We start from the raw sequence: 22,169 nt of genomic DNA on the forward strand, positions 1-22,169 counted from the left end.
TTAACGAGGATAGATGGATGGAAGCTTTAAATTACTGCGTGTCTGAGCTGAGCAATCAGGTCGCATTGACCGATGCCGAATTTCTGGTGCTGTTTATGGTGTTCTGGCTGGTGGCCGCTGTACTGCAAAACAAATTTGATATGAACAAAAACGAGGAATAACAGATGGAAACTGTACAACAATTTTTCGATACCTTTGTCCAGGCATGGCAACAGGCTGATCTGGTGTTTTTAGTAGGGTTTGGCACGCTTTTTCTGCTGATTTGGTTTTTACCCAGCCTGCTGGCATTGGCCTTTAATCGCCAGCATGCCGGTAAAATTGCCTTACTGAATGTGCCGGCTGGTTTTTCCTGGATAGCCTGGGTGGCGTTAATCGTCTGGGCTGTGACTGGCAAACTGAGCGATAAACTGGCTGAAAAGGCGCGCTTAAAGCCAGTGGTCTGATACAAGGCTGTTATAACTGTACGCTATCACCTTCATTTAAAATTAGCAGCGGCACCTGACTGTTCAGTTGTCGCTGCATATGCAATAAGCGCAAGAGTGGGGAATGTGAACTGATGTCTCCCATCTGCCAACTCCCATTACCATAGCCCCAGGGGATCATCACTTTGCAACCCAGTTCTGTCGCGGCCACCAACGCATCTTCTGGTGTGGTATGCACATAACGATACCAGTCAGCATGCTCTTCATGATGATAAGAGGCTATCGGCAACAGACAGATGTCTATATCCCCGTATTTCTGCTGAATATCCTTAAAATGCTCTGAATAGCCGGTATCTCCCGCAAAAAACAAAGTGTTTTCACCGTGCTTTAACAACCAGCCGCCCCAGAGGGCTTTATTGTCATCATTGAACAATCTGCGGTTATTAAAATGATGGGCAGGCACCAGATGGATGCTGAGCTCACCTTGTTGGCTCTGGCTATACCAGGCCTGTTCAATAATGTGGTATCCACCCTTTGGCATATAATCCGCCATCCCCAGAGGCAGGTAATAAGTTGGCTTATTGCCTATTTGTTCAATGCTCTGCTGGCTGAAATGGTCGTAATGCAAATGGGAGTACAACACGGCATCTGTTTCTGCCAAAGTGGTACTGCTGATCGTCGGGGTGTAAGGCCTTTTGATGATGCCGGCAAACCATTGTACCCAACGGACCGGCCAGTCAAACTGGCCAAATACAGGGTCCAACAGCAGTTGCTGGCCATCCGGTGTATTGATCACAAAGCTGGCATGACCCAGCCATTGCACAGCAAAACCAGTAGTTAACTCAGGTGCTTGCTGAGCTGCAGTGTAGCGGCAATCCTGACCCGGAGTTTTACACTCAACGGCCTTATGTGCCGGATAGCAGTTTGCCTCACAGTGCGCCGGATACTGCCGCTGCCCTAAAGGCGTGCGATACAGATTACGATAGGCACCCTGATGTTCACCTTGAGTGATCTGTGGCAGTACTGCCTCTTTGCTGACCTGACGCTGAACCTTATTTGGTGTGCTGCAGGCGCAAAGCAGCAGCACACCGATGAGCAACATAGCTTTTGGAACTCGCTTTGGTCTCATTAATAGCCCTTATTAACCAATGGTTTACTCGTTATTGTTGTCTTAATACCATAGCAGGTTTGCGCCCTGCAACCTGCCAGGCTAAAGCGGCTACTGTGCACCAGCAAATCGCGAAAGTAACGGCTGCCGCAAGCAAACCCGGCAGCGCTGCGTATGCTTACGTCAGCCCAGCAGCAACAACTGCAACAAGGCAAGTTTGACGGGGCGAACTTAGCGCAACTGGCCCTGATACTGCATAGCACCACTACGCATTATCAGGGCCAGTTGCAGTGGCAGCAGCAAGGCTTCACAGACCGGCTGGCGCTGAGCATTGTCTGCAGCCGAATTCAGGGGCAGTTACGTAAACTGGTGACGCTGCAAAGTATTAATCAGGCACTGCTGCAGCAAGAAGTGCAGGCTTATCAGCAACTCACCAGAGTGTTGACGCACGAAATTGCCAATTCGGTGACCCCTATGGCGTCTTTGGCACAAAGCTGCCAGCAGATTTTGCCTGTGGCAGGCACTGTGCTAAGTCAGGATGACCATGTTGATCTTAGCGAAGCACTGACGACCATCTACAGACGTGGCCAGCACTTGAGTGATTTTATCCTGTCCTTTAAACAGCTAAGTCAGCCGGTACAAGCGAATTTACAACAGACCAATCTGGTGGCAATTGTCAAAAATTGTCTGGCCTTGCAGCGTGACGCTCTCTGTAAGTCCGGAGTTGAGCTAAAAACTGACTTGCCCACTCAGGCCCTGTTATGGCTGGATGAAGCCCTGACGGAACAAGTGCTGATTAACCTGCTGCAAAATGCATTGGATGCTATGCAGCACGGTGCTCAGAAACAGCTTAGCGTGAGGCTTGAGCGCACAACACAACAGCAATGGCAACTGGAGATCAACGACAGCGGACCTGGTATACCGGCGGATGTCGCAGAGCAAATTTTTATTCCGTTTTTCACCACCAAGGCTACAGGCTCGGGTATAGGCTTGCCTTTATCGCGCGCTTTGTTGCAGGCGCAGGACGCTCAATTGGAATACAAACCCGCTGAGCCAGGCGGTAGTTGTTTTAGCATACGTTTTGGGCAATAGCCTTTGGACTGTTTTCCAAACCCTGCTGCAACCAATCCAGCAGTAAGCGGACTTTGACCGGTAAATGCCGGTTGAGTGGATACAAGGCCCAGATCCCTTCATCGGACGGTTGTTGCTCTGCTAGCAGGGCCACTAAACGGCCGTCCTCCAAATAAGGTTGCAGGTAATAATCCGGCAGTTGGGTAATTCCTAAACCTTTGAGTACTGCGTCAGTCAGCGCCACGCCGCTATTGCAGCGTAAATAAGGCTGGGGTTTAAATTGCAGCTTTTTGCCTTGTTGCTCAAAACGCCAGAAATCGACAGAGCCCACTAAACAGCGGTGTTGGTGTAGCTCGGCTACTGTGGCAGGCGTGCCAAACTTTTGCAGATAGTCGGGGCTGGCGCATAAATACAAAGTGCGTTTACCTAAAGCTTTGGCCTGCAGGCTGGAATCTGTCAGTTGACCTAAGCGGATAGCGCAATCAAAACCGCCTTGTACTAAATCCAGTTGATCGTTGGTCAGTTGCAAATCCAGTTGCACTTTGGGGTAGCGTAATAAAAACTCATGCAGCAAAGGCGCAATAAATTGCTCGCCATAATAAACAGGAGCAGTAATTTTGATCGCACCTGAAGGCTCGTGCTGCATACTGGTTAACAGTTGATTGGCTTGTTGCAGGCCGTTGACCAAAGCGCGGCACTGTTGGTAATACAAAGTGCCTTGTTCGGTTAAACGCACCTGACGGGTAGTGCGAAGTACCAAGTTGCAGTTTAGTCGCTGCTCTAATTGCAGCACAGTGCGGCTGACCTGAGCGACTGAAATACCTAAAACTTTGGCTGCTTTAGAAAAACTGCCCAGTTCTGCGACAGCCACAAATTCGCTGATGCCTTGCCATTCTTTCATTTATGCAAAACTCATTTGTTATTTGTGGGGATTATCATCGATTAAGAAAAAATTACAATGAGTTATACTCAGTGACAACTCAAACTGGAGAATTCAGATGCAAATGATCAAAACACGTGCTGCTGTGGCCTGGGGGCCGGGTCAACCATTAAAAATTGAAGAGGTGGATTTAATGCCACCGCAAAAAGGTGAAGTGCTGGTGCGTATTGTGGCGACAGGGGTCTGCCATACCGATGCGTACACTTTGTCCGGACAGGATTCTGAAGGCAAATTCCCTTGTATTTTGGGCCACGAAGGTGGTGGTGTGGTTGAGGCTGTGGGCGAGGGTGTGACCAGCGTGGCGGTAGGCGATCATGTGATCCCGTTATACACACCGGAATGCGGCAAATGTAAATTCTGTTTATCCGGTAAAACCAACCTGTGTCAGGCTATTCGCGCGACCCAGGGGCAGGGCTTAATGCCGGATGGCACCACTCGTTTTTCCAAAGATGGTCAGCCGATTTACCACTATATGGGCACCTCCACCTTTTCTGAATACACAGTATTGCCAGAGATTTCGTTAGCGAAAATTAATAAGGCCGCGCCTTTAGAGAAAGTGTGTTTACTGGGTTGTGGTGTCACCACAGGCATGGGCGCTGTAATGAATACCGCCAAAGTAAAAGAAGGTGATACGGTCGCTATTTTCGGTTTAGGTGGTATAGGTTTATCTGCGGTGATTGGTGCTGTGATGGCCAAAGCCAGCCGCATTATTGCGATAGATATTAACGAGTCTAAGTTTGATATCGCCCGTCAGCTCGGTGCGACTGATGTGATTAACCCGAAGAATTTCGACAAGCCGATTCAGGATGTGATTGTGGAAATGACAGACGGCGGTGTGGATTTCTCCTTTGAGTGCATTGGTAACGTTAACGTGATGCGTTCGGCGTTAGAGTGCTGTCATAAAGGCTGGGGTGAGTCGGTGATTATTGGTGTGGCACCTGCCGGTGCCGAAATTTCTACCCGTCCGTTCCAGTTGGTGACAGGCCGGGTATGGCGGGGTACTGCTTTTGGTGGCGTCAAAGGCCGCACTGAGCTGCCAGATTACGTAGAGCGTTATTTAAAGGGTGAGTTTGAACTTGATACCTTTATTACGCATACCATGCCACTGGAGCAAATCAATGATGCTTTTGATTTGATGCATGAAGGCAAGTCCATCCGCACCGTCATTCACTTCTAATTTTAAGTGTTAATTATTATAAAAGCCCGCTTTGTCGGGCTTTCTCTGCAGAAGGAATAGGCAATGACGCTGATTCAGTTATCCGAACATAAACTCTTTGCTGGCCGCCAGATCAAGTATCAGCATCACTCAGAGTCAGTCAAAGGGGTGATGCAATTTTCTGTGTATTTGCCGCCAGCGGCTGAAAAACAAAAAGTGCCGGTGTTGTACTGGTTGTCCGGTTTAACCTGCACAGACGAAAACTTTTCTGTCAAAGCTGGCGCACAACGTGTTGCCGCTGAATTGGGCATAGCTTTAGTGATCCCGGACACCAGCCCACGAGGCGAGGGCGTGGCAGATGATGCAGCTTATGATTTAGGCCAGGGTGCTAGTTTTTATCTCAATGCCACACAAGAGCCCTGGGCGGCGCATTACCAGATGTACGACTATATCAGCCGTGAACTGCCTGCTGTAGTGCAAGCGCATTTGCCCGTTACAGCAGCCAAATCCATCAGCGGCCATTCGATGGGCGGCCATGGCGCTTTAGTGATTGCCTTGCGTGAACAGGGGGCTTATCGCTCGGTATCGGCGTTTTCACCTATTTGTCAGCCGACCGAATGCGACTGGGGTAAAAAGGCCTTTACGGCCTATCTTGGCAGCGAGCAAAACCAGTGGTTGCAGTACGACGCGAGTTTTTTACTGGCGCAGCGCCAAAGTAGTTTGCCTATGCTGGTGGACCAGGGAGAGGCTGACCAGTTTTACCCTTCACAGCTTCGTACTGAAGCCTTAATCGAAGCCAATCAACGTAGCCAAAGCGGCGCACAAATTCGCCTGCAGCCAGGGTACGATCACAGCTACTTTTTTATCAGCAGCTTTATTGAAGAACATCTGCGTTTTCATGCAAGGCATTTAAAAGGCTAGGCAGAATGTGGTCGCCGCCCAACTTTTGCTTGCCGGGGGCCCCTAAGCGCGGCTAAAATGGCGCTGCGCTTAGGGGAGTAATTTACAAAACCGCCAGGTTTTGTGTTGTTGTCAACATACTTGTACCTCACTGTACATGGCAACAGCGTCCCGTTGATCAAGCTTGATCAGGTATTAATGAGACCTAAGACAACGGACTAACCCCAGGCGGGAGTTGGTCTGTTGTCTTATGTTTAATGATCCCGCCAGGTGCAATCTATGTATTTTGATGCCTTCGTAGCCTCCTTCGCTTCTGTTACTGTGGCTGAAATTGGTGATAAAACTCAGCTTTTGTCGTTATTTCTCGCTGCTCGTTTTCGCTCCCGTGGCGCTATTATTGCCGGTATTCTGCTGGCTACCCTACTTAATCATGCCGCCTCGGCCTGGTTTGGTGCCTGGGTGGCGCAGTTTATTCCACAAGGTTGGCATGCCTGGTTGTTAGGCGGCTCTTTTATTGCGGTGGCGCTGTGGTTGCTGATCCCGGATAAAGACGACAGCGAAGAAGTCAGCGTTTTAAAATACGGTGCTTTTTTTGCTAGCTGTATTTTGTTTTTCCTGGCAGAAATAGGTGATAAAACTCAGGTCGCCACCGTGCTTTTGGCGGCTACTTACCCCCAAACCTGGCAAGTGATTTTAGGCACTACCTTCGGCATGCTGGCTGCTAATGTGCCTGTGGTCTATGCCGGTAGCTGGTTGCTGGAGCGTATCTCCTTAGACTGGGCGCGCCGTGTCGCTTGTGCCATCTTTATGTTGCTGGGTGTGGTCACTATTTTGATGTATTAGCCCTGAGTCAGAAACGCAGTGGGAATTTTGGGTTGTTTGATTTGTGAACAATCCAACTCTGCCTTAATGTTAGTATTATCCTGCTGAGTCAAGTATAATGCGCGGCCATTTTTGGCAGGCAACACCGAGTGAAACAACAGATGCAAACGAACCAGGCCCCTTTAAGAAAATCCGCAGCAGTGGACCGCATGGCCGCCGAGCGGGGACTATTTTCTTATCCCAAATACTGGGCTGAGTCCTTTGGTACTGCACCGTTTTTGCCGATGAGCCGCGCCGAGATGAAACAACTGGGCTGGGATAGCTGCGATATTATTCTGGTGGTCGGCGACGCTTATGTTGATCACCCCAGTTTTGGTATGGCCGTGGTGGGACGTATGCTGGAAAGCCAGGGCTTTCGGGTGGGTATTATTGCCCAACCGGACTGGTCGTCCAAAGATGCCTTTATGGCACTTGGCAAACCTAATCTGTTTTTTGGCGTCTCTGCCGGCAATATGGACTCGATGATTAACCGCTACACAGCGGATAAGAAGTTACGTCACGATGATGCCTACACGCCAGGCAACGAAGGTGGTAAAAGGCCTGACCGCGCTGTGATTGTCTATTCGCAGCGCTGTAAAGAAGCCTATAAAGACGTGCCGGTGATCATCGGTGGTATTGAGGCCAGTTTGCGCCGTATCGCCCATTATGACTACTGGCAGGAAAAAGTCCGTCGTTCCATTATTTTTGATGCCAAAGCCGAATTATTAATTTACGGCAACGCTGAACGGCCGCTGGTGGAAGTGGCACATCGCATTGCCAATGGTGAAGAGATCACCAGCTTGCACGATATCCGTGGCACTGCGGTGATCCGCAAAGAGCCGTTACCCGGCTGGCGTGGCGTAGACTCTACCGCCATTGATAAAGTGGGCAAAATTGATCCTGTACCTAACCCCTATGGTGCAGACGATGTTGGATGCAGCACCTATTCTGAATTTGCCCAGCAAGGCATAGACCTCAGCAAAGCACCTGAAGTGGAGGCCAAACCTATCATGGTGCAGCCGCCACGGCAAAAGCCCTGGGAAAAAACCTATGTGAAGTTGCCAGCTTTTGAACAGGTCAGTGTCAACAAAGCTTTGTATGCCCATGCGTCGCGTATTTTGCATCAGGAAACCAATCCTGGCTGTGCCCGCGCTATCTTCCAGCGCCATGGTGATCGCTATCTGTGGGTCAATCCGCCTGCTTTTCCGTTAACGACAGAAGAGATGGATGGGGTGTTTGGCTTGCCTTATCAGCGTGTACCGCACCCAGTGTATGGCAAGGCGAAAATTCCTGCTTACGAGATGATCAAAACCTCGGTCAATATTATGCGAGGTTGTTTTGGTGGCTGTTCGTTCTGTTCTATTACCGAGCATGAAGGCCGCGTTATTCAAAGTCGTTCGCAGGAATCGATTTTAAAAGAAATTAAAGAAATTCGTGACAAAGTGCCGGGTTTTACTGGCGTGATCTCGGATTTGGGCGGTCCAACCGCCAATATGTATCGCTTGCGCTGTAAAAATCCAAAAGCAGAGCAAACCTGCCGTCGGCCTTCTTGTGTTTATCCGACCATTTGTGAGCATATGGATACCGATCAAAGCCCGACGGTGGAGTTGTACCGCGCCGCCCGAAAAGTAGAGGGCGTGAAAAAAATTCTGGTCGCCTCAGGTGTGCGTTACGACTTAGCGGTGGAAGATCCAAACTACGTCAAAGAGTTAGTGCAGCACCATGTCGGTGGTTATTTAAAAATCGCGCCTGAGCATACCGAAACTGGTCCTTTGTCGAAAATGATGAAACCTGGCATGGGCGCGTATGACAAGTTTAAAGAAATGTTCGACCGTTTCAGCCGTGAAGCGGGCAAAGAGCAGTACCTGATCCCGTATTTTATTTCGGCGCATCCGGGCACTACAGACCGCGATATGGTGAATTTAGCGCTCTGGCTAAAAGAGCGTGACTTTAAACTGGATCAGGTGCAGAACTTCTACCCAAGCCCTATGGCGAACGCGACCACCATCTACCACACCGAGATGAACTCGCTGAAGAATATCAAAGGCAATACCGAAGTGGTGCCAGTGCCCAAAGGCGAGCGTCAGCGCCGCTTGCACAAAGCTTTGCTGCGTTATCATGACCCGAAAGGTTGGCCGATGATCCGCGAAGCTTTGGTCAAAATGGGCTTAAAACACCTGATTGGTCGCGGTAAAGGGTGTTTGGTGCCGGAAGAAGGCAAAGAAGATCTAGTCCTGCGTGGTATGAAAGTACCGGGTAAAAAACCAGGTCAGGTGGCATTAACCCGTCATACCGGGGTCAACCCGGCGGCAAAAGCGGTGGAAAAAATTAAACGCTCATCCGGTAAACCCTCTTTTAGCAAAAAGGCCAAAGGGTAACAGCATGGCGATGGATGCTGTGCTTGAAACGCCGCGTTTAATTTTACGTGCCTTTACGCTGGATGATGTCGATGCCATGTATCAGCTCATGACAGTGCCTGACGTTATTCGTTATGTCGGCAATAAGCCCGCCCAGTCGAAACAGGATACGCTGGATTATTTACAGCAACATCCGCTGCGGGATTATCAGATGTATGGCTACGGCCGTTTTGCTTGCGTCTGGAAAGAAACCGGGCAGGTGATAGGTTTTAGCGGCATTAAGTATCTGGATGAAATTCAGGAAACCGAGCTGGGGTACCGTTTTTTGCCAGAGTTCTGGCGTAAGGGGCTGGCCACTGAAGCAGGTCTTGCCGTGATAGAGTTCGCAAAAAATCTAGGTCTGAATAGACTGGTTGCGGTTATTCATCCAGAAAACGAAGGCTCAAAGCAGGTCGCTTTGCGTCTTGGCTTCGCGCTGGAAGGCACCACAGCCTTGTCCTTCATAGACGAGAGCGATTTATTACTATTTTCCCGTACCATTTAAACAAGCTGCTTTAGTACTGATTCAGGCTCTGTTAAACTTTGCCGCCTTTTGTTTGGAGTTGGTATGGCGTTAAAGTTTTCGCTCAATTTACAATCTGTTGCTGCACAGTGGGCGCTCTGTCTGCTGCTGGCTGTTGCCGCTGTTTTGGCTTATCAGGCAAAACCCTGGTTGGCTTTTGCATTGCTGCCAGAGCCAATAACTCAATCTCAGTTAAAGCAAGTGAATGATTTTGAGACCAAACACCCGGAAGCGGCTCAAATCCTCCATGCCTATTTGGGGATCCGCGCCCTGATGGCTGAAGAGCAAAAGTTGTTGGCACAACATGCGGCTTGGGACGATCAGGATCGTGATGAGGGCTGGGCTGAGGCTACTGAGTATTTATTAGCTCATTTAGCGGTCACGACCACGAATAACGAGCTGCGTATTCTCGATAGCGAGTGTCGCAATACCTTGTGCCGTGTAAAACTGATGGCGCCTACACCTTTGACCAAAGAATTTACCGCCAGGATCCTCGATTACGCCAAAGTATTAAAAGCGGGTGAGCTGGAATACGATGATTTGGAAACTTTACCAGGCGCGGTGTTATTAAAGCTCAAAGCCAATAAAAGATATAAGTTTGACGAAGCGACCACGGCAGATTTGTGGCCGGAAGAACGGCAGCAATGGGAACAGGAGCTGAAAACATGGTACACAAAATAAAATATCCGGCAGTGTTCCTGCTGGTGTATCTGCTTTGTGCTCTGGTTGATTTTGGCAGCACTTATTACCGTCAGGCGAAAATTCCAGCCACAGAACACAGCAGCGCCGAACTTTCAGATGCGATGCAACAACTGATGCAACAGCATCGCCTGTCAGGAGCTGAATTATCTCAGGCGATCAGTGAAGTACAGCAGCAAAAGACCCGTTATCTTAATTAAGCGCCGCCCTGGCTCAACTTCACACAAAGCATACTTAAAGCACCATACAAAATGTTATCGTTAAACAGACTGATGTGGTCCCCATCCAGCATACTGCCAAGCACATAAAGTAAAGGTAAAAAATGATCCGGGTGAGGCACTGCCAGTCTGGCCGCTTCCCCGAAGCTCTGATACTGAGCTATCTCTTCAACCTTTTTACTCAGCAATAACTCTTTGATTTGATGGTTAAACTGTTCGGCCCATAATGGCGGCTGAGTGCTTTGCCAGTCCAGCATCCGCAGGTTATGCACCACGTTGCCTGAGCCCAGAATCATCACACCTTGCTGACGCAGTGGGGCCAGTTTTTTTGCCAGTTGCAGATGCTCAGCCGGGCTTAAATGCTGATCCAGACTCAGTTGTACGACCGGAATATCCGCCTTAGGAAACATGTGGATCAACACAGACCAGGCGCCATGGTCCAGGCCCCAGGTTAAATCCAGTTCCACCTGATGTGGGCTTAACAGGTTTTTTATTTCTGCGGCCAGTTGTGGGCTGCCAGGAGCAGGGTACTGCACCTGATGTAACTCTTGTGGAAAACCATAAAAGTCATGAATAGTTTTGGGGGCAGCCATGGCTGTCACCGCTGTACCTTTAGTGTACCAGTGTGCTGATACCATAAGGATGGCTTTTGGGGGCAGGCCTTTGACTACAGATTGCCATCGCTGTACCTGGGCATTTTGCTCCAGCGCATTCATAGGACTGCCGTGGCCAATAAATAAAGCAGGTTGAATCGACATAGTCTGGCTCTCCGAAGGTAAAAAAGCAGTATAGAAGCTATAACTTTGATTGAATATGGCGAAAATGTGCCTCTTTTGTTCGATTTATTCGATGCTTTATCGAGCTGAGAACCTTTAGATTTAAACAACAAAACCGGACTAAGCCGGTTTTGTCTGAGTTACTGCTCTGGCTTTTGTAGAGTCAGAGCTTGACCCTATGCCTTTGGTCGATTGAGTTAAAAAAACCAGGGGGCCCGTTGTTTTTTCTCAGGGTAAATCTGGTTCATTGATTCGGCGTCATACAAACGGCCATTGACCATGCTGTATTTCACTTTGTCGGTGTCCTGAATGTTTTTCAGCGGATCGGCATCAAGGATAATCAAATCCGCCAGTTTGCCTGCTGTGATGGAGCCCAGTTGATGATCCATACCAAAGGTTTTGGCCGGGTTAATAGTGGCGGTTTTCAAAGCTTCCAGCGGGCTCATACCGCCTTGGGCAAACATCCAGATCTCCCAATGCGCACCTAAACTTTCACGCTGACCATGAGCACCAATGTTGGTGACTACGCCTAAATCCGATAAGGCTTTGGCCATTTTGGCAATAGAAAAATGGTTGTAGTGGTGATCCGGCGCTTTAGGACGACGCATGCTGCGTGGCCGCAGTTCATCGGCAGGCACATACTGGCTTAAACGCGGATGTTTCCAGACATCGGTTTTATCGTACCAGTAGTTTTCGCCAAAAATACCGCCGTAAGCCACCACCAGTGTAGGGGTATAGGCGGTGTTGCTTTGTTGCCATAACTGTTTGACATCGTCATACAGCACAGCGGCAGGCAACGAATGCTCCAGTGTGGTGTGACCGTCGACCACCATACTCAGGTTATGCTGCAGCAAAGAGCCGCCTTCAGGTACCACCAGCATTTCCAGTTCACGTGCCGCTTCAATCACCTGCTGGCGCTGATTGCGCCGGGGCTGGTTGTAGCTTTTCACCGAAAAAGCGCCGACTTTTTTCAGCCGCTCTAAGTGAAATTTCGCATCATCCAGACTGTCGATATGGGAGGTATAGCCTGCACCATAAGCACCGTACAAAATAGTACCAGTGGAGAAAATACGCGGGCCTACTGTGATACCGGCTTTTTGTAATTCACTGGCCGTGAAGATTTCCTGCGTGTCATTGGATGGGTCATGAATAGAAGTGACCCCCAAAGCAAGACTGGCGTAGTTAGCATAGTTTTGTTGGGGGATCAGTTGATTCACGCCCTGAGCGCCATGGGCGTGGGCGTCAAATAAACCCGGCAATAAGGTTTTGCCGGTAATGTCGATGACTTCAGTGCTGGCTGGAATTTTCACCTCAGCCCTGGAACCTACAGCTTTGATTTTATTACCCTCGACCAGCACCACCGCATCCTGCAGCACTTTGTCGCCTTCCATGGTAATGACCTGGCCGCCGACAAAAGCGATTTGGCCCTGAGGTTTATCCATAGGCACAGTAAAGCCGATATTGCTGCCGTTTTTCGTGTCTATTTTGACCTTGCTGTTCACATCAAACAAACCGGCAATACTGTGATGATAAAGCTCTGGCCCTAAATGCCAGTACAAGCTGCTGCTGTCGGACGTCCAACTAATATCAGTACCGGCTTTGACCGAGAGCTGTTTGACCGGGAATTGGCTGTCTGAGCCGCTGATATCAATCACAGCGCCACGCTCGGCAAAAGGTGTGACATAAACCTTAAAGCGATCGACAAAAGCTAAGTACTTGCCATCCGGCGATAACTTAAACTCGGTACCATATTTGGCTGTGTATAAGGGGCGTTGCTGCTCTGTGGTCAAATCGATGCTGAGCAAAGTCGGGGATGCACCATAATCCTGGGCAAATACTCTGTTGCTGTCTTTGCCAAACATAGGTGCAAAGCCATTACGGCTGATGAGTTTGGGTGTATCGGCGCCGCTGACACTGACCGCATAAAGGCCGGTATTGAGTGACCACTTTTTATCCAGTAACGACCCTGCGCCGGATTTACGGTACACCACAGTGCGGCCGTCCGGGCTAAAGGTGGGCTCTACATACTTGCCGGGTTCTGGCGTTAAATCCCGGCTTTGGCTCGTGGCTAAATCCAGCAATTTCACCCGGCCTTGTGCTGTGTCGTGCCAACTGACATACACCAGCTTGCTGCCGTCACGGGAAAACTGTGGGTAAAACTCAAAATGCTCGTTCTGACTGGTCAGGCGTTTGACAGTTCCTGATTTTAACTCTTTGATATACAAATGACCTAAAGCCGAATACACCGCCTTTTTACCATCAGGCGAGATATGCAGGTTACCCAGCACCTTGACATCCAACTGGTCTTTATCTAAATCCTGCTTAAATTTAACCGCCTGCTGAATTTTTTTACTGCGCTCAACAGAAAATGGAATGTCTGTTTTGGTTTTGCTGGCGATATCCAGACTATTGATTTTACCACCGGCCCAATACACCAGCTTTTTGTTGTCCGGGGTCCAGCTTAAGGTAGGATAAACGCCATGAATAGCCCAGGTTTCCTGCATATCGCGGTCTAACTGGTTATCTAACTGGATATGTTCGCCGCTTTCTAAATCGTATAAAAACAGGCTGGTCTGGAAATCAACCCGGCGGATATAAGCTAAATACTTGCCATCCGGCGAAGGGGTTGGGCGAATAGCGCCACCTGCACCTTGCAGCAGCACATCAATTTTGCCGCTTTCGCGTTCAAAACGTTTTATGACATAAATGCCTTGTTCTGAGTCTTTGCTGTAATGGAAGGTTTTACCCGGCGTATCGTCCTGCGAGAAATAAATGTATTTACCATCAGGTGAAAAAGCAGGTTCACCTAAATCTTTTTCATCATTGGCTTTGGCGGTGAGCATCACACCAGCACCACCGGATTTATGGTATTGCCAAACTTCGCCAGCACCTAAAGAACGACCGGCGGTAAAGTGTTTGCGGGCGACAATAAACTCGCCATCCGGACTCCAGGCCGGGCTGTTGAGTAAACGGAAGGTTTCTTCTGTCACCGCTTTTTGCTCTGAACCGTCGGCTTTCATTACCCAGATATTGTCGCCGCCGCCCTGATCGCTGGTAAAAGCGATGTATTTGCCGTCCGGGCTGAACACGGGCTGCATTTGCCAGCCAATATCAGAGGTCAGGGCCTTGGCTTTGCCACCATTGATCGGCATGGTGTAAATATCGCCCAATAAATCAAAGGCAATGGTTTTGCCATCCGGGCTGACACTGACATTCATCCAGGTACCTTGTTGCACATCGATTTTGATATCAGTGAATTTTCCGCTTGGTTTATCGACATTCCAGGCAGGTTTTTTATCATCGGCGGCAACGGCCAAAGTGGAGCATAAAGCCAGAGCTATCAGACTGTAGTTATAGTTTTTCATCGGTGGACCTCTTGTTGTTTGACCGTACGCTGCCATAAAGCCTTGGCAGGGTAAAGCCTCAGAGCAAAAACTGCGGCTAAAAGCCCTACATTTCGGATTGATGACAGGTTAGGTGGAGTAAAACTTTGGCCTGCTTAAAAAAATGGTTACACTGGAGGGAGTTAGACAAAAAAGCCGGAGCTGAAGTGGACTCTCCTTGTGTCGCCTGTTGCAGGCTAAACGAAGATAAAATTTGTGTCGGTTGTTACCGTCATATGGATGAAATTGTCGACTGGCGTAAAAAAACGCCGGAACAGTATCAACAAATTGCATTGAATATCCAACAACGTAAAGCGCTCGCCCGCAGTGTGGGTGAGACGGTGCCCATGACCGAAGCGGAGTGGAGAGCGGCACGGGCCCGCAACGCGCAGAAGTTAGTGACAGGAGGTACGCTATGATGCTGGACCCCTCCTGGTTTGATATCAGTCCTTTATCCTGGCATGCCATAGGTATTACTTTGTTGACAGGGGCTATTGTCGGTCTGGAGCGACAGTTACGTGGTAAACCCGCTGGGATCCGCACTTCTATTCTGATCACGCTGGGCACTTACTTATTTGTCGCTTTGTCGTTGCCTTTGGGCCATGCCGTGCTTGATGCCAATCGTATGGTGGGGAATGTGGTGACCGATCCAAGCCGGATTATCGGTCAGGTGGTGACTGGTATAGGTTTTCTTGGTGCTGGTGTGATGCTAACCCGAGAGGGCATAGTGGTGGGAGTCACCTCGGCCGCTACTATTTGGGTGCTGGCTGCTATAGGGGTTGCTACAGGCTTGGGTCATTATCAGGTGGCGATTTGGTTATCTGTGGTGGTGGTGGGCGTGTTGACCGGTGTGGATATGCTGGAAAATGCCAGCAGCGCCTTGCGCCGTGGTGTGCACAGAACCGCCAAAGACTGGGTGATCCGCAAAACAGAAAAAGACTCTAAAACGCCAGAGTCCTCACAAGAGCAGCAAAAATAAAAGGATCGTTATGTTGTTAGAAGCGGTATGGATAGGTTTTGCTTTTAGCCTGGGTTTGTTGGTGCGCTTAATTGGTTTACCGCCTTTGATTGGCTATTTAGCCGCCGGTTTTATGATCACGGCCTCGGCAACAGAACTGGATCTGCCCAAAGAGGGCAATGCCATTATCGCCCATGTGGCGCATCTGGGCGTATTATTGCTGTTATTTACTGTCGGTTTAAAACTCAATATCCGCAGTTTAGGTAAACCAGAAGTTTTAGGGGGGAGTCTGGCTCATTTTGCCAGTTCGGCTTTGTTGTACACCCCTATCATTTATCTGACCTTTGAACCGGATTGGTTTCATGCGTTGATGCTTGCTGCTGCTCTGGCATTTTCCAGCACAGTGCTGGCCGCCAAAGTGCTGGAAGGCAAAAGGGAAATCCGCGCTTTCCATGGCCGGGTCGCTATCGGCATTCTGGTAATGCAAGACCTGATAGCCATGGCGCTGCTGAGTTTTACTCAGGGCATTACCCCGTCACCTTTTGCGGCTTTGGTGCTGCTGGTGCCTTTGTTACGGCCTTTGCTGTATAAGCTGATGGATTTAACCGGCCATGATGATTTACAGATTTTATTTGGCGTGATGCTGGCTGTAGTGCTTGGCGGTTCGGGATTTCATCTCATAGGTTTAAGTTCTGAATTAGGTGCTTTGGTGTTTGGCGCTCTGCTGGCCGGGCATAACAGAGCAGGGGAGTTGTCCAAAACCTTGTGGGGGTTAAAAGAGTTTTTTCTGGTCGGTTTTTTTCTGCAAATTGGTTTAGGCGGTTTGCCGGATCAGCAGGCCTGGCTTTTTGCGGCGTTGATGACCGCTTTACTGCCCTTTAAAGCTGTACTGTTTTTTGCGTTGTTGGTGATGTTCAGATTAAGAGCCCGTAGTGCTTTTTTATCGGGTTTAGTGCTGAGTAATTACAGTGAGTTTGCGCTTATTGTTGCTGCCAGTGTGATGCCACAATTTCTGATCCCGTTGGCTTTAACAGTAGCATTATCTTTTGTCGTGTCAGCCCCTTTAAACCGCTTTGCTCACCCTTTGTATGAACGTTTGGCGCACCGGCTTATTCCGTTTGAGCGTGATATTCATCATCCGGACGAACAACCTGTGTCTTTGGGGGATGCGGAAGTATTGATTATGGGCATGGGCCGCACCGGTTCGGCGGCTTATCAGTATCTGGAACACAAGTGTCATCTGGTCGCCTTAGACTCAGATCCGGCTAAAGTGACGGAGCATCAGGATAAGGGCAATAACGTACTATTCGCTGATGCGGAAGATCAGGTGTTCTGGCAGGGCTTAACCCTGGGGGGCATCAAAGCTGTGGTGCTGTGTTTAAATGACGTGGAAGCTAAAGTGATCGCCACTAAAAAACTGCGACAAGCAGGTTTTGCTGGATTGATTGTGTCGCACAGTATGCATAAAGATGAAGCTGCAGCTATCATGGCGGCGGGTGCTGATCACACTTATCTGACCATGTCAGAAGCTGGTGTAGGTTTAGGTGAAAGGGTACGGCAACATATTACCCTGTAACCTTGTAAGCGGGGGCACCGCAGTGCCCCTTGTGTACTTAAGAACTCAGTTTCAAGCCGATAATGCCTAATAAGATCAACGCAATGCTAATCAGGCGCCCGGCTGTTGCCGGGTCGCCGAGCAGGTAAATTCCAACTATCACAGTGCCGATCGCACCTATGCCGGTCCAGACCGCATAGGCTGTACCGACGGGCAAATCGCGCATCGCCAGGCCAAGCAGGGTAATGCTCAAAAGCATTGCGCCAAGAGTCCAGACCGATGGCCAGAATTTAGTAAAACCTTCAGTGTATTTTAAACCCACAGCCCAACCGACTTCCAATAAGCCAGCCGCAACAAGCAATAACCAGTTCATAAGGTATTCCAGTGTTTGAAGTTGGGGTCGTCCCCGATATAAAGATGCGCTATTGGGTCGTCCCAACAGGCCATAGTTGAAAAAAGCGCCGCAATTTTAACCATGCAGACGCTTTAAGGCAAGCTTGAAGCCCAAATCTAGTCGAGCGTCCCTGCTGCTATTTGCATATCTTCGCTGCTTTGCAATGCCACAGGCAAACAGAGTTTTAATGCCCGCACGACCATATCCACCGGCATCGAAGCGACTGACTTGCCTATAGCTTGTTCCGGAGCATAAGGGATATGTAAAAAACCTGCCCGTACTTTGGGTGTATCGCGCAGTTGGTGCATCAGCGCATAGAATACTGTGTTGCAGACATAGGTCCCTGCTGTGTACGACACTGCTGCAGGTATGCCCGCTTGCTTCAGGCTATTGACCATAGCTTTGATAGGCAAAGTGGTAAAGTAGGCGGCAGGGCCTTCTGTAACTACAGTTTTATCTATCGGCTGCTGTCCGGCATTGTCTGCTATACGGGCGTCGATAAAATTAATGGCCACTTTTTCAAAACACAGTTCAGTGCGCCCGCCAGCCTGACCTATAGCCAACACCAGTACAGGGTTTAATTCAGCAATGGCTGTTTTAAGTTGCTGCTGGCTTTGCTCAAACTCACAGGACAGTTGCCGACTGACAATCTGCACCTCATCGTCCAGTTGATAACCATCCAACTGCTGTGCGGCCAGCCAGGACGGATTGGTTTGTTCGCCACCAAAAGGCTCAAAGCCAGTTAATAAAATGCTGTGCATAGCTGCTCCGGTTTAAAACATTAACAAATACATCAGCGCTATATTGACGCCAAGCAGTAGCAGTGCGGTTGGTGCCTGAGCTTTAATCACCGCATTTTTATCCGGCAGCTCTAAAAGTGCCGCCGGCACTATATTAAAGTTCGCCGCCATTGGGGTCAGCAAAGTGCCACAGTAGCCACAAAACATGCCGATAGCGGCCATAATGGCCGGATCGCCACCGTGCTGCAGCACCAGAAGTGGAATACCTATGCCTGCGGTGATCACCGGAAAAGCGGCAAAAGCATTACCCATTATCACAGTAAATAAGGCCATGCCCAAGGCATAACAAGCCACAGCCAGCAAAGGATGATTTAAATTTAAATACAAACTGGTTAACTGCGATACAGTTTCACCGACACCGGCCTGATTAAACAACAACCCCAAAGTAGCCAGTAACTGTGGCAATAAAAAGGCCCAGCCTATCGCTTCAATCAAGCGTGAGGACTCTTTCAGAGCTTGTTGCGGTCTCTCTTTGGTCAGATACAAAGCGGCCAATACGGCAAAAAAGGCGGCTAAACCTAACGCTGATAACGTAGCGTTTTTTGCATCCAGCAAAGACCAGCCATCGCCCTGAATATGCACCAGAACCAAAGCTGAAAATACCGTAAGTCCGGGGATCATCAGGGCAGGGATAAATAATTTATTGCCAAGACGTTTAACCGAGTCTAGCCGTTGTTGCAGTGCAAGCGTCTGGTAGTTGCCACCTTTGACACCACCAAAACCCGCCACGAAAGCCATCAGCACCACTAAGCCTCCGACCAGAGCAGGCGGCATCAAATCGCCTAATAAGAAAATCAGGCCATAACTGCACCAGAACAAGGCGCTGCTGTATCTTTTGTCGTTAAAGCTAAAAAACGCTACAGCAAAAAACAGCAGCGCAGCGATGTAATACAGCAAAGTCATACTAATCATGGCGCTGTTCCCGGGTCAGTTGCTGCTGAAGCTGACGAGCCAGATAAGCGTCAAAGCGCACCAACCTGGTACCGTGGATCAAAAAAGCCGCTATAGCGGTAGGAATGCCCCACAGCGCGATATGCAATGGCTCGGTTTCAATGCCGGACTCGCGCAAGAAGGTGTGCATCAAAATAATGGCGCCAAAGGCGACAAAAATATCTTCACCAAAGAACAAGCCGATATTGTCGGTTGCGGCTGACATAGCGCGGATTTGGTATTTAATTTTATCCGGCAGGCTTTGATGTTTTTGCTCAAAAGCCGCTTCTGCCATGGGAGAAAGCAAAGGCCTGACCATTTGTGGGTGTCCACCCAAACTGGTTAATCCGGCTGCGGCGCTGCTTTCACGTAACGCCAGGTAGACCAGCAATAAACGTCCGGTAGTAGCGGCTTTGATCTGTTGGATCCAGCTCTGGGCTTTCTCGCGCAGACCATGACGTTCTAAAAGACCCACCACAGCCAAAGGTAACAACAAAATCAGCGGCAAACTGCGGGTTTTTAGAAAGGCGGTGCCTAGAGACTCCAGCCAGGTCAGTACCGGCATCTTGACCACCATGCCAGTGGCAAAAGCTGCGACTGTCACCACCAGCACAGGGTTAAATTTTAATAAAAACCCGAGCATCACCACGGCAATGCCAAGTAAAGGCCAAAGGCTGAAATCAATCATAAGGGTCCTGTTGTTAGGGGGATGCAAGACTATTGCTACACAAAATGACGGGAGAAGGCGAGTGCAAAACGCTAAAAATCAGTGGAAAAGCGATGCTTGCCTTTTGTAGTTTTTTATTCGAAACAGCGAATCTTTCGAGAGAAAAATTAGATGAAATTAGGCCGCTAAGCCGCGTCAGACCTGATGTTGTATCAAAAGCTCGACTCAACGAAAAACCCTCGCTATAATGCCGCGTCCTATATAACAGGTCTGGATTGTGTGCCTAAAGACAGAGCCCGGACAAGCGAAAAGATGGCGTAGCGAGACGCCCGATTTGATTTTGAGGTAACAAGATGCAAGTTTCTGTTGAGACCACACAGGGTTTAGAACGCCGTTTGACCATTACTGTTCCAGCTGCTGCCATCAGCACTGAAGTAGAAAAAGAATTAAGAAATATTGCGAAAAATCGCCGTATTGATGGTTTCCGTCCAGGTAAAGCACCTGTCGCTATGATCAAAAAAATGTTTGGCTTGTCTGTATTGCAAGACGTGGCGTCACGTCAGATGCAAAATCACTTTTATCAAGCCATCATTGCCAACAAACTGACTCCGGCTGGTGCTCCTACTTTTGCTCCTGGCCAATTGGCTGAAGGCAAAGATTTAGAATTCGCCGCCACCTTCGAAGTGTACCCGGAAGTTGAATTAAACGCTCTGGACAAAATCGAAGTGACCAAGCCAGTGGTTGAGATCACTGCAGACGATTTAGAAACCATGTTAGGCACTTTGCGTAAGCAACATGCAACATGGGTAAAAACTGACGCTGCTGCCGCTTCAGGCGATCGCGTGGTCATCGATTTCGTCGGATCTATCGATGGTGAAGAGTTCGAAGGCGGTAAAGCTTCTGACTTCACGTTAGAATTAGGCCAGGGCCGGATGATTCCAGGTTTTGAAGACGGCATCATTGGTAAAAAAGCCGGTGAAGAAGTGACGGTTGACGTGACTTTCCCGGCTGAATACCATGCCGAAAACTTAAAAGGTAAAGCGGCTAAGTTTGCTGTGACGGTGAAAGCAGTTGAAGCTCAGCAGTTACCGGAAGTGAACGACGAGTTCGCTAAGCTGTTCGGCCTGGCCGAAGCTACTGTGGATGCGTTAAAAGTTGAAGTGAAAAAGAACATGGAGCGTGAGCTGAACAACAGCATCAAAGCCCGTGTCAAAGATCAGGTGATCAAAGGTTTGTTAGCCACTCACGAAGTGGAAGTGCCACAAGCTCTGATCGACAGCGAAATCGATGTATTACGTCGTCAGGCGCTGCAGCGTTTTGGCAACAATCTGGATCCGAAAAAATTACCAGAACTGCCAGCAACTCTGTTCACTGAACAAGCCAAAGACCGCGTTAAAGTGGGCCTGCTGTTAGGTGAAGTGATCAAAACCAACAAACTGCAGGTGGAAGAAGCCCGCGTTCAGGCGCTGATTGAAACTGTGGCTTCTGCGTACGAAGATCCACAAGAAGTGATCCAGTACTACAACAGCAACAAAGAACTGTTACAAGGCATGCGTAATGTCGCTTTAGAAGAACAGGCGATTGACCTGGTTCTGACCAAAGCCAAAGTAACAGAACAAAAAGCCAAGTTTGACGAGATCATGAATCCACAAGCGGCAAACTAAGATTTGACATCTGTTTGTCAGGCAGTTTTAATGGCTCGAGCATCATAGTTCGGGCCATTTTTATTTTTAGCTACCTTATTCAGGCTATATCAGGCCCCTCTTTTCAATAAAGGAAACCGCATTATGGCATTTGAGCCGAGAATGAATGAATTAGTGAATGCCTTAGTTCCTATCGTGATTGAGCAAACCGCTAAGGGTGAACGCTCTTTTGATATTTACTCGCGTTTGTTAAAAGAGCGGGTGATTTTCTTAACGGGTCAGGTCGAAGATCATATGGCCAACCTGATTGTCGCTCAGTTATTATTTTTAGAGTCTGAGAATCCGGAAAAAGATATTTATATCTACATCAACTCGCCGGGCGGCTCTGTCACTGCAGGGATGTCGATTTACGACACCATGCAGTATATCAAGCCAAATATCGCCACCGTCTGTGTGGGGCAGGCCTGCAGTATGGGGGCGTTTTTGTTATCTGGCGGTACGAAGGGCAAACGCTACTGTTTACCCAATGCCCGGGTGATGATTCACCAGCCTTTGGGTGGGTTCCAGGGCCAGGCCACAGATTTTGAAATTCATGCCCGCGAAATTCTGACGATTAAAGAGAAGTTAAACCGTCTGATGGCAGAGCACTGTGGCAAAACTTATGAACAGGTTTGTAAAGATACAGAGCGTGATAACTTCTTAAGTGCTCAGCAAGCCTTGGAATATGGCCTGATCGATGCCATATTAACTCAAAGGGATGCGAAGTAAG

Annotated in this window: 23 protein-coding genes; 15 read left to right on the forward strand and 8 right to left on the reverse strand. The window is 49.0% G+C overall.

The genetic code is table 11. From position 1 onward, the window contains the following. Positions 1-17: 17 nt before the first annotated feature. Both SD53_RS18675 and SD53_RS13280 read left to right on the forward strand, forming a co-directional pair. A complete protein-coding gene (locus tag SD53_RS18675; RefSeq protein WP_157850021.1) occupies positions 18-161 on the forward strand; it encodes a hypothetical protein in 144 nt (47 codons plus the stop codon). Positions 162-164: 3 nt separating this feature from the next. Continuing rightward, positions 165-443, forward strand: a complete 279-nt coding sequence (locus tag SD53_RS13280) for a superinfection immunity protein (protein ID WP_046520671.1) — start codon at positions 165-167, stop codon at positions 441-443. Positions 444-453: 10 nt separating this feature from the next. Here SD53_RS13280 and SD53_RS13285 read toward each other — a convergent pair whose 3' ends face one another. After that, positions 454-1,551, reverse strand: a complete 1,098-nt coding sequence (locus SD53_RS13285; RefSeq protein WP_046520672.1) for an MBL fold metallo-hydrolase — start codon at positions 1,549-1,551, stop codon at positions 454-456. Positions 1,552-1,704: 153 nt separating this feature from the next. On the opposite strand from SD53_RS13285, the gene SD53_RS13290 reads away from it, so the two are divergent. Beyond that, entirely contained in the window at positions 1,705-2,622 is a 918-nt protein-coding gene (locus SD53_RS13290; RefSeq protein ID WP_052749377.1) for a sensor histidine kinase, read from the forward strand. Here the strand turns inward: SD53_RS13290 and SD53_RS13295 are convergent. Beyond that, positions 2,600-3,502, reverse strand: coding sequence for a LysR family transcriptional regulator (locus SD53_RS13295; RefSeq protein ID WP_046520673.1), 903 nt, complete (start codon positions 3,500-3,502; stop codon positions 2,600-2,602). The genes SD53_RS13290 and SD53_RS13295 overlap by 23 nt on opposite strands. A 106-nt stretch (positions 3,503-3,608) precedes the next feature. On the opposite strand from SD53_RS13295, the gene SD53_RS13300 reads away from it, so the two are divergent. From SD53_RS13300 to SD53_RS13330, 7 genes are all read left to right on the forward strand, one after another. Next, positions 3,609-4,718 (forward strand): S-(hydroxymethyl)glutathione dehydrogenase/class III alcohol dehydrogenase, encoded by a 1,110-nt coding sequence (locus SD53_RS13300; protein WP_436197677.1) that lies wholly within the window; start codon positions 3,609-3,611, stop codon positions 4,716-4,718. Between the two features lie 63 nt (positions 4,719-4,781). Then, on the forward strand, positions 4,782-5,618 hold the full coding sequence (gene fghA / locus SD53_RS13305) for an S-formylglutathione hydrolase (RefSeq protein ID WP_046520675.1): 837 nt from the start codon (positions 4,782-4,784) through the stop codon (positions 5,616-5,618). Positions 5,619-5,876: 258 nt separating this feature from the next. Then, on the forward strand, positions 5,877-6,440 hold the full coding sequence (locus SD53_RS13310) for a TMEM165/GDT1 family protein (protein WP_046520676.1): 564 nt from the start codon (positions 5,877-5,879) through the stop codon (positions 6,438-6,440). A gap of 188 nt (positions 6,441-6,628) precedes the next feature. Beyond that, positions 6,629-8,836, forward strand: a complete 2,208-nt coding sequence (locus SD53_RS13315) for a YgiQ family radical SAM protein (RefSeq protein ID WP_046520819.1) — start codon at positions 6,629-6,631, stop codon at positions 8,834-8,836. A gap of 4 nt (positions 8,837-8,840) precedes the next feature. Continuing rightward, positions 8,841-9,359, forward strand: coding sequence for a GNAT family N-acetyltransferase (locus tag SD53_RS13320; protein ID WP_052749378.1), 519 nt, complete (start codon positions 8,841-8,843; stop codon positions 9,357-9,359). 63 nt (positions 9,360-9,422) lie between these two features. Then, positions 9,423-10,058: a hypothetical protein gene (locus SD53_RS13325; RefSeq protein ID WP_046520677.1), complete on the forward strand. Its 636-nt coding sequence runs from the start codon at positions 9,423-9,425 to the stop codon at positions 10,056-10,058. Next, positions 10,043-10,276, forward strand: coding sequence for a hypothetical protein (locus SD53_RS13330; protein WP_046520678.1), 234 nt, complete (start codon positions 10,043-10,045; stop codon positions 10,274-10,276). The genes SD53_RS13325 and SD53_RS13330 overlap by 16 nt, the downstream gene beginning before the upstream one ends. Here SD53_RS13330 and ygiD read toward each other — a convergent pair. After that, a complete protein-coding gene (gene ygiD / locus SD53_RS13335) occupies positions 10,273-11,052 on the reverse strand; it encodes a 4,5-DOPA-extradiol-dioxygenase (protein ID WP_046520679.1) in 780 nt (259 codons plus the stop codon). The genes SD53_RS13330 and ygiD overlap by 4 nt on opposite strands. Positions 11,053-11,267: 215 nt before the next feature. Further along, positions 11,268-14,435, reverse strand: coding sequence for an amidohydrolase family protein (locus SD53_RS13340; protein ID WP_046520680.1), 3,168 nt, complete (start codon positions 14,433-14,435; stop codon positions 11,268-11,270). A 125-nt stretch (positions 14,436-14,560) separates the two neighbouring features. Here SD53_RS13340 and SD53_RS13345 point away from each other — a divergent pair, with 125 nt between their 5' ends. The 3 genes from SD53_RS13345 to SD53_RS13355 are packed head-to-tail and all read left to right on the forward strand — an operon-like array spanning position 14,561 to position 16,987. After that, positions 14,561-14,872, forward strand: coding sequence for a DUF1289 domain-containing protein (locus SD53_RS13345; RefSeq protein WP_241481803.1), 312 nt, complete (start codon positions 14,561-14,563; stop codon positions 14,870-14,872). Beyond that, a complete protein-coding gene (locus SD53_RS13350) occupies positions 14,869-15,432 on the forward strand; it encodes an MgtC/SapB family protein (protein WP_068226373.1) in 564 nt (187 codons plus the stop codon). The genes SD53_RS13345 and SD53_RS13350 overlap by 4 nt, the downstream gene beginning before the upstream one ends. Positions 15,433-15,442: 10 nt before the next feature. Then, positions 15,443-16,987 (forward strand): cation:proton antiporter domain-containing protein, encoded by a 1,545-nt coding sequence (locus tag SD53_RS13355; protein WP_241481804.1) that lies wholly within the window; start codon positions 15,443-15,445, stop codon positions 16,985-16,987. A 37-nt stretch (positions 16,988-17,024) separates the two neighbouring features. On the opposite strand, the gene sugE is transcribed toward SD53_RS13355, so the two are convergent. From sugE to SD53_RS13375, 4 genes are all read right to left on the reverse strand, one after another. After that, on the reverse strand, positions 17,025-17,339 hold the full coding sequence (gene sugE / locus SD53_RS13360) for a quaternary ammonium compound efflux SMR transporter SugE (protein WP_046520681.1): 315 nt from the start codon (positions 17,337-17,339) through the stop codon (positions 17,025-17,027). A 137-nt stretch (positions 17,340-17,476) separates the two neighbouring features. Continuing rightward, entirely contained in the window at positions 17,477-18,121 is a 645-nt protein-coding gene (gene pcp / locus SD53_RS13365; protein ID WP_046520682.1) for a pyroglutamyl-peptidase I, read from the reverse strand. Positions 18,122-18,133: 12 nt separating this feature from the next. Next, positions 18,134-19,072: a DUF979 domain-containing protein gene (locus tag SD53_RS13370; RefSeq protein ID WP_046520683.1), complete on the reverse strand. Its 939-nt coding sequence runs from the start codon at positions 19,070-19,072 to the stop codon at positions 18,134-18,136. Continuing rightward, positions 19,065-19,778, reverse strand: coding sequence for a DUF969 domain-containing protein (locus SD53_RS13375; protein WP_046520684.1), 714 nt, complete (start codon positions 19,776-19,778; stop codon positions 19,065-19,067). Before SD53_RS13375 ends, SD53_RS13370 begins: the two co-directional genes overlap by 8 nt. A 332-nt stretch (positions 19,779-20,110) precedes the next feature. Between SD53_RS13375 and tig the strand changes: the two genes are divergently transcribed. Then, the gene (gene tig / locus SD53_RS13380; RefSeq protein WP_046520685.1) at positions 20,111-21,421 is read left to right on the forward strand and encodes a trigger factor; all 1,311 of its coding nucleotides are present in this window, start codon (positions 20,111-20,113) and stop codon (positions 21,419-21,421) included. A 141-nt stretch (positions 21,422-21,562) separates the two neighbouring features. After that, on the forward strand, positions 21,563-22,168 hold the full coding sequence (gene clpP / locus SD53_RS13385; protein WP_046520686.1) for an ATP-dependent Clp endopeptidase proteolytic subunit ClpP: 606 nt from the start codon (positions 21,563-21,565) through the stop codon (positions 22,166-22,168). The last annotated feature ends 1 nt before the right edge of the window (position 22,169 follow it).

The organism is Rheinheimera mesophila (assembly GCF_000986865.1).
GTDB lineage: Bacteria > Pseudomonadota > Gammaproteobacteria > Enterobacterales > Alteromonadaceae > Pararheinheimera > Pararheinheimera mesophila.

Excerpts from the sequence above, each read along its gene's own strand:
- SD53_RS13375 (WP_046520684.1), bottom strand. The coding sequence starts at position 19,778 with ATGATTGATTTCAGCCTTTGGCCTTTACTTGGCATTGCCGTGGTGATG.
- SD53_RS13285 (WP_046520672.1), bottom strand. The coding sequence starts at position 1,551 with ATGAGACCAAAGCGAGTTCCAAAAGCTATGTTGCTCATCGGTGTGCTG.
- fghA (WP_046520675.1), top strand. The coding sequence starts at position 4,782 with ATGACGCTGATTCAGTTATCCGAACATAAACTCTTTGCTGGCCGCCAG.
- SD53_RS18675 (WP_157850021.1), top strand. The coding sequence starts at position 18 with ATGGAAGCTTTAAATTACTGCGTGTCTGAGCTGAGCAATCAGGTCGCA.
- SD53_RS13370 (WP_046520683.1), bottom strand. The coding sequence starts at position 19,072 with ATGATTAGTATGACTTTGCTGTATTACATCGCTGCGCTGCTGTTTTTT.
- SD53_RS13295 (WP_046520673.1), bottom strand. The coding sequence starts at position 3,502 with ATGAAAGAATGGCAAGGCATCAGCGAATTTGTGGCTGTCGCAGAACTG.
- SD53_RS13320 (WP_052749378.1), top strand. The coding sequence starts at position 8,841 with ATGGCGATGGATGCTGTGCTTGAAACGCCGCGTTTAATTTTACGTGCC.
- clpP (WP_046520686.1), top strand. The coding sequence starts at position 21,563 with ATGAATGAATTAGTGAATGCCTTAGTTCCTATCGTGATTGAGCAAACC.
- sugE (WP_046520681.1), bottom strand. The coding sequence starts at position 17,339 with ATGAACTGGTTATTGCTTGTTGCGGCTGGCTTATTGGAAGTCGGTTGG.
- ygiD (WP_046520679.1), bottom strand. The coding sequence starts at position 11,052 with ATGTCGATTCAACCTGCTTTATTTATTGGCCACGGCAGTCCTATGAAT.
- SD53_RS13350 (WP_068226373.1), top strand. The coding sequence starts at position 14,869 with ATGATGCTGGACCCCTCCTGGTTTGATATCAGTCCTTTATCCTGGCAT.
- SD53_RS13290 (WP_052749377.1), top strand. The coding sequence starts at position 1,705 with ATGCTTACGTCAGCCCAGCAGCAACAACTGCAACAAGGCAAGTTTGAC.
- SD53_RS13315 (WP_046520819.1), top strand. The coding sequence starts at position 6,629 with ATGGCCGCCGAGCGGGGACTATTTTCTTATCCCAAATACTGGGCTGAG.
- tig (WP_046520685.1), top strand. The coding sequence starts at position 20,111 with ATGCAAGTTTCTGTTGAGACCACACAGGGTTTAGAACGCCGTTTGACC.
- SD53_RS13310 (WP_046520676.1), top strand. The coding sequence starts at position 5,877 with ATGTATTTTGATGCCTTCGTAGCCTCCTTCGCTTCTGTTACTGTGGCT.
- SD53_RS13355 (WP_241481804.1), top strand. The coding sequence starts at position 15,443 with ATGTTGTTAGAAGCGGTATGGATAGGTTTTGCTTTTAGCCTGGGTTTG.
- pcp (WP_046520682.1), bottom strand. The coding sequence starts at position 18,121 with ATGCACAGCATTTTATTAACTGGCTTTGAGCCTTTTGGTGGCGAACAA.
- SD53_RS13280 (WP_046520671.1), top strand. The coding sequence starts at position 165 with ATGGAAACTGTACAACAATTTTTCGATACCTTTGTCCAGGCATGGCAA.
- SD53_RS13330 (WP_046520678.1), top strand. The coding sequence starts at position 10,043 with ATGGTACACAAAATAAAATATCCGGCAGTGTTCCTGCTGGTGTATCTG.
- SD53_RS13340 (WP_046520680.1), bottom strand. The coding sequence starts at position 14,435 with ATGAAAAACTATAACTACAGTCTGATAGCTCTGGCTTTATGCTCCACT.
- SD53_RS13325 (WP_046520677.1), top strand. The coding sequence starts at position 9,423 with ATGGCGTTAAAGTTTTCGCTCAATTTACAATCTGTTGCTGCACAGTGG.